The organism is Lujinxingia vulgaris (assembly GCF_007997005.1).
GTDB lineage: Bacteria > Myxococcota_A > Bradymonadia > Bradymonadales > Bradymonadaceae > Lujinxingia.
The window spans coordinates 1-799 of sequence record NZ_VOSL01000084.1 but is presented as its reverse complement, the minus strand read 5'-3'; the positions used below and the strand labels follow the sequence as shown (position 1 = coordinate 799).

The window sequence follows — 799 nt, the reverse complement described above, 5'->3', positions numbered from 1 at the left end:
GGTGGCCTGCTGCCGCGCTTCGGGCGCTGGGGCGGCCGCGGCGGTGGCGCGGCCCAGGGCGTGGGCACGGTCTACGTGCTGCAGAACGGCGCGCCCACCGAGCTCCGGGTGCATACCGGCCGCAGCGACGGACGCTTTACCCACATCACCTCCGGCGACCTGGCAGCGGGCACGGAGCTTCTGACCGGCTTTAGCGAAGGGCCGCTTCCCGAGCTCGCGGGCAAGGGCGATCGCCGATCCTCCGAGAACACATCCGACACATCCAAAAAAACATCCGGCAAAAAAGGAGGGCAGCCGTGAGCGCCCTTCCTCCCACCGGCAGCCCCGGCCCCGAGACCACCCCGATCATCGAGCTGCGCGACGTGCGCAAGATCTACGGCGAAGGCAACACCGAGGTGCGCGCCCTCGACGGCGTCGACGTGGCCATCCACCCCGGGGAGTTCGTGGCCGTGATGGGCCCCAGCGGCTCGGGCAAGTCCACCTGCATGAACATCATCGGGTGCCTCGACTCCCCCTCCAGCGGCCAGTACCTCTTCTGCGGGCTGGACGTGGCGCGCTACGACCGCGACCAGCTCGCGCTGCTGCGCCGCAACTACCTGGGCTTTATCTTCCAGAGCTTCAACCTCATCGCGCGCACCACCGCGCTCGAAAACGTCGAGCTCCCGCTGATCTACAAGGGCATCGCGCCGTCTGAGCGCCGCCCCCGCGCGCTGCGCGCGCTCGCCAGTGTGGGGCTGGGCGCCCGCGCCGATCACACCCCGGCGGAGCTCTCCGGCGGCCAGCAGCAGCGCGTGGCGAT

The 799-nt window shown here is 70.3% G+C and carries 1 protein-coding gene and 1 pseudogene; both read left to right on the top strand.

The genetic code is table 11. The features are described 5' to 3' along the window. Nucleotides 1-300: pseudogene (locus FRC96_RS22310) on the top strand (hypothetical protein); the annotation flags it as partial. Then, on the top strand, nucleotides 297-799 hold a 503-nt coding region (locus FRC96_RS16005), incomplete at its 3' end, for an ABC transporter ATP-binding protein (RefSeq protein WP_146975906.1). The pseudogene FRC96_RS22310 and the gene FRC96_RS16005, both read left to right, overlap by 4 nt.